Source organism: Clavibacter lycopersici, from assembly GCF_003576405.1.
In the GTDB taxonomy this organism is placed as follows: Bacteria; Actinomycetota; Actinomycetes; order Actinomycetales; family Microbacteriaceae; genus Clavibacter; species Clavibacter lycopersici.
On record NZ_QWGT01000101.1, the window covers coordinates 1 to 9456 of the forward strand.

6 protein-coding genes, 1 tRNA gene and 1 pseudogene are annotated in these 9456 nt (G+C 73.6%); all 8 read right to left on the reverse strand.

The features are described from left to right. Window positions 1-48: 48 nt before the first annotated feature. The gene (locus DZG00_RS08375; protein WP_119382406.1) at window positions 49-639 is read right to left on the reverse strand and encodes an isochorismatase family protein; all 591 of its coding nucleotides are present in this window, start codon (window positions 637-639) and stop codon (window positions 49-51) included. 64 nt (window positions 640-703) lie between these two features. Next, window positions 704-2209, reverse strand: a complete 1506-nt coding sequence (dacB, locus tag DZG00_RS08380; RefSeq protein ID WP_199689804.1) for a D-alanyl-D-alanine carboxypeptidase/D-alanyl-D-alanine endopeptidase — start codon at window positions 2207-2209, stop codon at window positions 704-706. A gap of 140 nt (window positions 2210-2349) precedes the next feature. After that, window positions 2350-2425 (reverse strand) — tRNA-Thr (locus DZG00_RS08385). Between the two features lie 114 nt (window positions 2426-2539). After that, complete coding sequence (locus DZG00_RS08390) at window positions 2540-4117, reverse strand: alpha/beta hydrolase (RefSeq protein WP_119382405.1); 1578 nt, start codon at window positions 4115-4117, stop codon at window positions 2540-2542. Continuing rightward, window positions 4114-5349, reverse strand: a complete 1236-nt coding sequence (locus DZG00_RS08395; protein WP_233550105.1) for a DNA polymerase III subunit delta' — start codon at window positions 5347-5349, stop codon at window positions 4114-4116. The genes DZG00_RS08390 and DZG00_RS08395 overlap by 4 nt, the downstream gene beginning before the upstream one ends. Continuing rightward, the gene (tmk, locus tag DZG00_RS08400; RefSeq protein WP_119382391.1) at window positions 5346-5981 is read right to left on the reverse strand and encodes a dTMP kinase; all 636 of its coding nucleotides are present in this window, start codon (window positions 5979-5981) and stop codon (window positions 5346-5348) included. Before tmk ends, DZG00_RS08395 begins: the two co-directional genes overlap by 4 nt. After that, window positions 5978-8917: a type I DNA topoisomerase gene (topA, locus tag DZG00_RS08405; protein ID WP_119382392.1), complete on the reverse strand. Its 2940-nt coding sequence runs from the start codon at window positions 8915-8917 to the stop codon at window positions 5978-5980. Before topA ends, tmk begins: the two co-directional genes overlap by 4 nt. A gap of 337 nt (window positions 8918-9254) precedes the next feature. Then, window positions 9255-9456 (reverse strand): annotated as a pseudogene (locus DZG00_RS08410) (Rv3654c family TadE-like protein); the annotation flags it as partial.

Below are 9456 nucleotides of genomic sequence, written 5' to 3' on the forward strand. Positions count from 1 at the left end.
CTCGTGCTCGTGTGCGCGGCGCCGCTGCCGCGCCGACCCGCGCGGCGGTCAGTCGGCCGGACCCTCGACGATCTCGGCCCCCGCGTCGCGCAGCCGGTCGAGGGCGGCCGTGCTGGTGGCCGGCGCCACCCCCGCGACGAGGTCGGCGAGGATCCGCACGCGCTTGCCCTGGTGCACCGCGTCGAGGGCCGACGCGAGCACGCAGTAGTCCGTCGCGAGGCCCACCACGTCGATGTCGGTGATGTCGTGCAGGACCAGCAGGTCCGCGAGCGGCACCCCGTCCTCCGTGGTGCCCTCGAATATCGAGTACGCGGGCGCGCCCTGGCCCTTGCGGACGTGGAAGTCGACGGCGGTGACGTCGAGGTCGGGGTGGTACTCGGCGCCCGTGGTGCCCTGCACGCAGTGCTCGGGCCACGTGGTCGAGAAGTCGGGGACGGCACCGGCCGCGGCGAAGTGCCCGCCGTTGTCGCCCGCCGCCTCGTGCCAGTCGCGGGACGCGATGACGTGGTCGTAGCGGTACGGCTCCGCGGCGAGGAGCCGGGTGATCCCCCGCGCGACGTCGCCGCCGCCGTCGACGCCGAGCGCGCCGCCCTCCGTGAAGTCGTTCTGCACGTCGATGATGAACAGCGCCCTGCTCATGCGCCGCTCCTTCCCCGGGCGAGGCCCGATGCCGTGGATCCGCCGCCCGGGACCGGGCCGCGCGTCACTCGTCCCCCAGGTCCGCCCCGCAGCGGTACGTGCCCGCCGCCAGCGCGTCCAGGGCGATCTTCGCGTCCCCCGTCACGTTCCCGATGGCGTAGAACGCGAAGGTCAGCTTCATGCCGTCGGCCGCGTCGACGATGCCCGCGAGCGTGTAGCCCGTGTCGATCCAGCCGGTCTTGGCCACGACCTGCCCGCGCGCCACGGCGCTGTCGCCGGTGAAGCGGCTCGCGAGCGTGCCCGTGCGGCCCGCGACAGGGAGCCCGTCGTGCAGGTAGCCGAGGGCCTGCTGGCGCTGATCCACCTGGATCATCAGCTGCGCGAGCAGCGACGGCGGCACGCGGTTGTCAGGGCTGAGGCCCTGCCCGTCCACGATGGTGAGCGCGGAGGTGTCGAGCCCGTACGCCTGCAGCGCCTTCGGGATCCCCGCGGCCAGCGACTGCTGCGTGTTCCCCGCGCCGACCTGGATGCTCACGAGCCGCGCGAGCGACTCCGCGAGCACGTTGTCGGAGTTGATGAGCGCGGTCTGGATGAGCGACGACACGGGCTGCGACTCGACCTTCCCGAGCACGGCGGCGCCCGCGGGTGCCGTGCCCTGCGTGACCTCGGCCGACCCGCCCAGCATGGAGCGGAACGTGCTGCCGACGCGCGCCAGCGGATCCTCGCTGCGGGCGGAGACGACGGCGGCGGGATCCGCGCGGTCGGCGTCGAGCTGCAGCGGCGTCATGAAGCTGGAGTACCCCGCCCTGCGCTCGGTCGCGGCCCACGACGGGATCCAGGTGTCGCCGGAGAAGAGGGAGGTGTCGAGCACGATGCGGGTGATGGGCGTGCCCGCGGTGGCGGGATCCGCGGCCCACGCCGTGCGCACCTGCTGGGCGAGGTCGCTGAGGCGGGGTGCGCCGGGGTAGACGGAGCTGCCGGAGGTGAGGCGCGACAGCGTGGGATCGCCACCGCCGACGAGCACGACGGTGCCGGGCTCGGATCCGCGGACGACCGTGGTGGCGATGCGGCGATCCGGGCCGAGCGCGGCGAGGGCGGCAGCCGACGTGACGACCTTCATGACGCTCGCGGTGCGCTCCGGGGTGCTGCCATTCCGGTCGAAGAGCACGCGGCCGGTCGCGGCGTCGCGGACCTGGCCCTCGAAGGTCGCCAGGCGCGGATCCTGCGCGAGGGTCGAGATGGAGCACATGCGGAGGTCGTTCGCCGCGGCCGGGTCGCCGGGCGCGGGCCGCGGTGGTGCGGCGGTGGGCGTCGGGCTCGGGGTGGGCGTCGGGTCGGCCGTCGCGGCGACGCTCGCGGAGGCGCTGCCGGCGCGGCCCGTGAGCGCACCGGCGCCGACCGCTCCGGCGGCGAGCAGTGCGACGACGGCCACGGCGGCCGTCACGGAGCGGGTGCGGCGGCGGTCGCGATCCCGGGAGCGGTCGCCCATGCGGGCCGCGGGTGAGGACAGCTCGGACGGGTCGGTGCGGTCGGCGCGCGGGCGGTCGGGGCCGTCGGCTGGGGATCGCATGGGGCCATGTTAGACGCCGCTCCCTAGGGCCGGTCCGGACGCCGGAAAGCCGCGGACGCACGCGACGGACGGGACCGGTGGAGGAGGCGATACGCCGCTCCCCCGGCTCTCACGGGGAGAGCGCGACGGGGAGGGGATGGTGGAGCCGCCTGTCAGAATCGAACTGACGACCTTCTCATTACGAGTGAGATGCTCTACCGACTGAGCTAAGGCGGCCCGGCCCGGACTCAGCGAGTACCAGGCACGAGTAGAGAGCATACCGGATCCGGAGGCCGCTCCTGCACGCCTGCCGGTCCGCGCCGCGAGGCCTGCGCTCGGACCGCGCCGGCGTCAGCCGCAGGTGGTGCCGGCGGCAGGCGGATCCCCGCCGAGCAGGTACCCGTCGACCGCGGCCACGATGCACGGATCCCGCTCGTCGTACGCGATGTGCCCCTCGCCCTGGTACGTGAGCAGCACGCCTGACGAGAGCTGCCCGGCGAGCGCCTCCGCCCACGAGTACGGCGTCGCGGGGTCCCCCGTGGTGCCGACGACGACGATGGGCGCCGCGCCCTCCGCCGTCACGGGCGCCGGGGCCTGTCGGGCGGGATACGGCCAGTTGCCGCACAGCGGGTCGGGCTCGCCGTCGCGGGAGGTGTCGTCGTCGGCCAGCTCGCCGGCGGCGGCGCGGAGCTCGGCCGCCTCCGTCACGAGCACCGCGGGATCGCGCTCCACCGGGTAGTCGATGCACTGGATGGCGAGGAACGCCTCGTAGAAGTTGCTGGTGTAGGTGCCGTCCGGGCTGCGGCCGAAGTAGGAGTCGGCGAGCGCGAACGCCGTGGCGGACTCGCCGCGGAGCGCCTCGGTGAACGCGGTCGTGAGCGCCGGCCACTGCTGCTCGCTGTAGAGGGCGGCGTCGATGGCGCTGCGCATGACCTGCCCGTCGAGCTCCCGACCGTCGCGGGCGCGAAGCGGGCTCTGGTCGAGGCGGTCGAGGAGCTCGGCGACGGTCTGCTCGCCCTCGTCGACGGATCCGCGGAACGGGCACCCCTCCCCCGCCAGGCACGCCGCCATGTACGACTCGAACGAGGTGCGGAAGCCGGTCGTCTGCGCGAGCACGACGTCGAAGGAGCTGGCGGAGGGATCCGTCGCGCCGTCGAGCACCATCCGGCCGACGTGCCTGGGGAAGTCCTGCGCGTACTGCGCGCCGATGCTCGTGCCGTAGGAGTAGCCGAGGTAGTTCAGCTCCTCGTCCCCCACGAGGGCCCGCAGCATGTCGAGGTCGTGCACGGTGCTCTGGGTGTCGATGAACTGGAGGAGCGGGCCGGACCGGGCTGCGCAGGACTCCGCGAACGACTTCGACGCCTGCACCAGCTCCTCGTCGTGCGCGGGCGTGCCGGGCGGCGCCTCCGTCTCGCCGTAGAGGAAGGAGTCGAGCTGGGCGTCGTCCACGCAGTCGACGGCGGTCGACTCCCCGACGCCGCGGGGGTCCCAGCCGACGACGTCGTACGCGTCCTGCAGGTCGCGCGAGACCGCGTAGTCGACGCTGGCCTTCACGAAGTCGACGCCCGATGCACCGGGGCCACCGGGGTTGACGAAGAGCGAGCCGCGCGGACCGTCGGCGCCGCGGGCGGTGTGCCGCACCAGGGCGAGCTGGATGTCGGTGGCCGGGTCCGGAGCGGACCAGTCGAGGGGCGCGGTCGCGGTGGCGCACTGCGCGCCGTCCTCGCACGGGGACCACGCGAGGGCCTGGCCGTAGTAGCGGGCGAGGTCGGGCGGGACGTCCTCCGTGGTGGGGCTGGAGGTGGAGCTGCGCGGCTCGGGGACGGGGATGAGGCCGCAGCCGCTGAGCGCGACGGCCGCGGCGATGAGGACGGCGCCGAGCGCCCCGGCACGACGGAGGCGGCGCGGATGCGCTGGACGGCCGATCACGCGCGGCCTCCCGAGCGCGTGCGGGTGATGGAGACGAGCATCGCCTCGAGCGCGAGCGCGGGCGACACATTGCCGTCGATCCGGCGACGGGCCACGCCGACCGCGTCGAGGACCGCCAGCGACGCGGCAGCGGTGCCGGCCTCCGCGGCCTCGGCGATCCGCGGGGCGATGGCCTCGTTGACCTGCGGCAGCTCCGCTCCCAGCTGGTGGAGGAGCACGTCGCGGTGCAGGGACATGAGGTCGACGAGGATCCGGTCGATGCCGTCGCGGAGGCTCCGCGTGGCGCGCCGCTTCTGGTCCTCCTCGAGCTGCCGGATCTGCGAGCGCAGCTGCGGCGGGATGGACCCGCCCTCCTGCACGCCGAGCGACCGGAGCGCGCGCTCGCGCTCGTCGGCGTCGCGCTGCACCGTGAAGGCCTTGGCGTCCTGGCCGGCCAGCTCGAGCATCGCGGCGGCCGCGCGCACGGCGTCGCCCACCGAGCGGATGCCGAGCGCGAGCTCCAGGGTGCGGGTGCGGCGCTCGCGCGCCTCGGCGTCGGTGGCGAGGCGGTGCGCCATGCCGATGTGGCTCTGCGCCTCGCGGGCCGCGCGCGTCGCCGTGGCCGCGTCCACGCCGTCGCGGCGTTGGATCAGCGCGGCCACGTCCTCCACGGAAGGTATGCGCAGCCGCACGCTGCGCACGCGCGAGCGGATGGTCGGGATCAGGTCGGCCTCGCTGGGCGCGCAGAGGATCCAGATGGTGCGTTCCGGGGGCTCCTCGAGCGCCTTCAGCAGCAGGTTGGACGTGCGCTCGGTCATCCGGTCGGCGTCCTCGACGACCATGACGCGGTACCGGCCGACCGACGGCGAGTACTGCGACGAGGTGACGAGCGCGCGGACCTCGTCGATGGCGATGATGACCCGTTCGGTCGCCAGCACGCCGAGGTCGGGGTGGCTGCGGGCCGCGACCTGACGGGACGTCGCCGCGTCCCCCTCCGGCGTGCCGTCGCTCAGGAGGGCGGTCGCGAAGGCGTAGGCGAGGTTCGAGCGGCCGGATCCGGGGGGCCCGGTGATGAGCCACGAGTGCGCGAGCGCGGTGCCGCTGGCGTCGCGCGCCGTCGCCCGCGGGCTGCTGGCGGCGGCGAGCAGGGCGACGGCCTCGGACTGGCCGGTGAGCTCGTCCCAGATCGCCCGCCCGTCCGGGCTCCCGGGGGTCCCGGGCGGCTGCGTCGCGGGTGCCGTCGCGTCGGTCATGCGGGCGCCCCCGCTGTGATCAGCGCGTGGGCCCGCGTGCGGATCTCCGCGGCGATCTCCTCGCGCGGGCGCGCGGCGTCGACGACCAGGAAGCGACCCGGCTCGGCGCCGGCGAGCCCGAGGAACGCCTGCCGTACGCGCTCGTGGAAGTCGCCGCGCTCGGCCTCGAGGCGATCGAAGCGGGTCCGCGCCGCATCGAGGCGGACGCGGGCCGCGGCCTGGTCGAGGTCGAGCAGCACGGTCAGGTCGGGCAGGAGGCCCTGCGCGGCCCAGAGCGAGAGGCCGCGGATCTCGCCGGCGTCCAGCACCCGGCCGGCGCCCTGGTAGGCGACGGACGAGTCGAGGTAGCGGTCCTGCAGGACGACGGCGCCCCGCTCGAGGGCCGGCCGGACGACCGTCTCGACGTGGTGCGCGCGGTCGGCCGCGTACAGGAGCGCCTCCGCACGGGGGGCGATGTGGCCGCGCCGGTGCAGCACGATCTCGCGGATCTCCGCGCCGAGGTCGCTGCCGCCCGGCTCCCGGGTGACGACGACCTCGTGCCCCTGCTCCTCCAGCCACTCCCGGAGGAGCGCCGACTGCGTGGACTTCCCCACGCCGTCGCCGCCCTCCAGGGTGATGAAGACGCCGGTCACGTCGCGTCGGACGCCGCCGCAGCAGCTGCCTTGTTGGCGGCCCTCGTGGCGGCCGCCTTCGTGGCCGCGGCCGACCTCGCGGCGGTAGTCGTCTTGGCGGTGGTCGTCTTCGAGGCGGTCGTCTTGGCAGCGGCCGTCTTCGTCGTGGTCGCCGCCTTCGCCTTCGCGGGCGCCTTGGCCTTCGCCTTGGCCGGGGCCTTCGCCTTGGCCTTCGGCTTCGCGGGACCCTTCGCGCGCTTGTCGGCGAGCAGCTCGACCGCCCGGTCGAAGTCGATGTCCTCCACGGACTCGCTCTTCGGGATCGTCGCGTTGGTCTCGCCGTCCGTGACGTACGGCCCGAACCGGCCGTCCTTCACCTTGATCCCCTTGCCGCTCACGGGATCCGCGTCGAACTCCTTCAGCGCGCTGGACGGACGGCGGGCGCCGTACTTGGGCTGCGCGAACACCTCGAGCGCGCCGGGGAGGTCGATCTCGAAGATCTGCTCCTCGCTCGTGAGCGACCGGGAGTCCGTGCCCTTCTTCAGGTACGGGCCGTACTTGCCGTTCTGGGCCGTGATGGGCGTGGCCGTCTCCGGATCCTCGCCCACGACCCGCGGGAGGTCGAGGAGGCGCAGCGCCGTCTCCAGGTCGACCGTCGCGAGGTCCATCGACTTGAAGATGGAGGCGGTGCGCGGCTTGACGGCGGCCGCCTTCTTCGCGGCGGGCTTCTTGGCGGGAGCCTTCTTCGCAGGCGCCCCCGTGGTCGCCGACGACGCGCTCTCGAGCACCTCGCCCGTCGCCGGATCCACGCCCTCGGAGCCGGCTGCGGGCGCCGCCTCCGGCTCGGGATCGAGCTCGGTCACGTAGGGGCCGTAGCGCCCGTCCTTCGCCACGATCTGCTTGCCGTTCTCCGGGTTGATGCCGATGACGCGGTCGGTGATGACGGGCGCGTCGATGAGCTCGCGGGCCTTGGCGGCCGTCAGCTCGTCGGGCGCGAGGTCCTCCGGCAGGTTGACACGGCGGGGCGTCGCGTCCGCGGCGGCACCCTCCTCGTGGACCTCCAGGTAGGGACCGTACTTGCCGATGCGGAGGGTGATGTCGTCCGCGATCCGCAGCGAGTTGATCTCCTTGGCGTCGATCTCGCCGAGGTTGTCGATGGTGGGGCGGAGGCCCTTGTGCGCCTCGTTGCCGTAGTAGAACCCCTTCAGCCAGTCGACGCGCTCGGCCGAGCCCTCCGCGATCCGGTCGAGGTCGTCCTCCATGCCCGCGGTGAAGTCGTACTGCACCAGCTCCGTGAAGAACTCCTCCAGCAGCCGCACCACCGAGAACGCGATCCAGTTCGGGACGAGCGCCGTGCCGCGCGGCGTGACGTAGCCGCGGTCGACGATCGTCGAGATGATGGCGGCGTAGGTCGACGGGCGACCGATCCCCAGCTCCTCGAGCGTCTTGACGAGGCTCGCCTCCGTGTAGCGCGGCGGCGGGCTGGTCTCGTGCCCCTTCGCGTCGACGTCGACGAGGCGGAGGTCCTGGCCCTTCTTGAGGTCGGGCAGCTTCGCCTCGCGCGGCTCGGCGGTGCCGTGGCGCTCCTCGTCGCGGCTCTCCTCGTACGCGGCCAGGAAGCCGCGGAACGTGATGACCGTGCCCGAGGCGGCGAACTCGGCCACCTCGCCAGCGGATGTGGGTCCCGCGGCGATGACGACCGACGCCGTGGATCCCTTCGCATCCGCCATCTGCGAGGCGATGGTGCGCTTCCAGATGAGGTCGTAGAGCTTGTGGTCGTTCCCGCGCAGCGTGGACGCCAGCTGCTGCGGCGTGCGGAAGGTCTCGCCGGCGGGGCGCACGGCCTCGTGGGCCTCCTGCGCGTTCTTGCTCTTGCCCGCGTAGAGGCGCGGCTTGTCCGGCACGGTCTCGGGTCCGTAGAGCTCCGCCGCCTGCTTGCGCGCCGCGTTGATCGCCTGCTGCGAGAGCGAGGGCGAGTCGGTGCGCATGTAGGTGATGTAGCCGTTCTCGTAGAGCGACTGCGCGACGCTCATGGTCTGGCGCGCGGAGAAGCGCAGCTTGCGGGCGGCCTCCTGCTGGAGTGTCGACGTGGTGAACGGCGCGGCGGGTCGACGCGTGTAGGGCTTCGCCTCGACGCTCTGCACCTTCAGCGGCACGGACGGGTCGCGGAGGGCCTCGGCGAGGGCCTCCGCGCTCTCCGCGTCGAGCGGCCGCGAGTCGTTCTTGAGCGCGCCCTTGTCGTCGAAGTCGCGGCCCGTGGCGATGCGGGCGCCGTCGATCCGCACGAGGCGCGCGTCGAACGGGAGCTCCTGCTCGAGCGGCGAGAGCGACGCGGTCAGGTCCCAGTACGAGGCGGTGACGAACGCCAGCCGCTCACGCTCGCGATCCACTACCAGCCGGGTCGCCGCGGACTGCACGCGGCCCGCGGAGAGGCCGGGACCGACCTTGCGCCAGAGGACGGGTGACACCTCGTAGCCGTAGAGGCGATCGAGGATGCGCCGCGTCTCCTGCGCGTCGACGAGGGCCGTGTCGATGTCGCGCGTGCTGTCGCGAGCGCGCTCGATGGCCTCCTTGGTGATCTCGTGGAACACCATCCGCTTGACCGGCACCTTGGGCTTCAGCACCTGGAGCAGGTGCCACGCGATGGCCTCGCCCTCGCGGTCCTCATCCGTCGCGAGGAAGAGCTCGTCGGCGTCCTTGAGCGCCCGCTTGAGATCGGCGACCGTCTTCTTCTTCTGATCGCTGACGACGTAGTACGGCTCGAAGCCGTTCTCCACGTCCACGGAGAACTTGCCGAGCGTGCCCTTCTTCAGCTCGGGCGGCAGGTTCTTGGGCTCGATGAGGTCGCGGATGTGCCCGACGGAGGCCTGCACCTCGTAGCCGCTGCCCAGGTACTGGGCGATCGTCTTGGCCTTGGCCGGCGACTCGACGATGACCAACTTCTTCGTGCCGGGCACGTGACTCCTTATATATGCGTTCATGGGGGCCGGTGGCCGACCCGGTGTCCGGGATGCGTGCCCGCTCGGATCCGATCCGGGGCGACGTGCGGCGGGGTCCCCGACAAGGCACACCATACACACGCGCACCGACCGGCCACCTAATCGCGGCGCCGCGTGGACGCGACGTGTCCCACCTCCTCGCGAGCCGGGCCGGAGGACCCCGCCCGATGACGGACCGAGCGGCGCCGAGGCCGCCCGGTCGCCCTGCGCGGACGGCCGGGAGCCGCCGGAGCACGGTGCGGATCTCGACCCGGTCCGAAGGGCGATGCCCCGTCGGCCGGGCGCGCCGACCCGCTCATCCGGGCGCCTCGGCCGGAGGCTGACCGGCTCGAGCGCGCGCCGTGACCGGGAGGCCGAGTGGACCGTCGCGGCGCTCCGCCTCCACGACCGCGGTCGTGCCCGTGACGTCGCAGCGCGTGAGCGCCGCGCCTGCGGCGGCCACGACCTCCTCGGCCGCCGAGCAGGGCTGGCCGATCGCGAACCCCGCGGCCACGTCG

What these genes read in the sequence shown, in the direction of transcription:
- DZG00_RS08395 (WP_233550105.1), bottom strand. Translation starts at nt 5,349, where the DNA reads ATGACCGACGCGACGGCACCCGCGACGCAGCCGCCCGGGACCCCCGGG.
- dacB (WP_199689804.1), bottom strand. Translation starts at nt 2,209, where the DNA reads ATGCGATCCCCAGCCGACGGCCCCGACCGCCCGCGCGCCGACCGCACC.
- DZG00_RS08375 (WP_119382406.1), bottom strand. Translation starts at nt 639, where the DNA reads ATGAGCAGGGCGCTGTTCATCATCGACGTGCAGAACGACTTCACGGAG.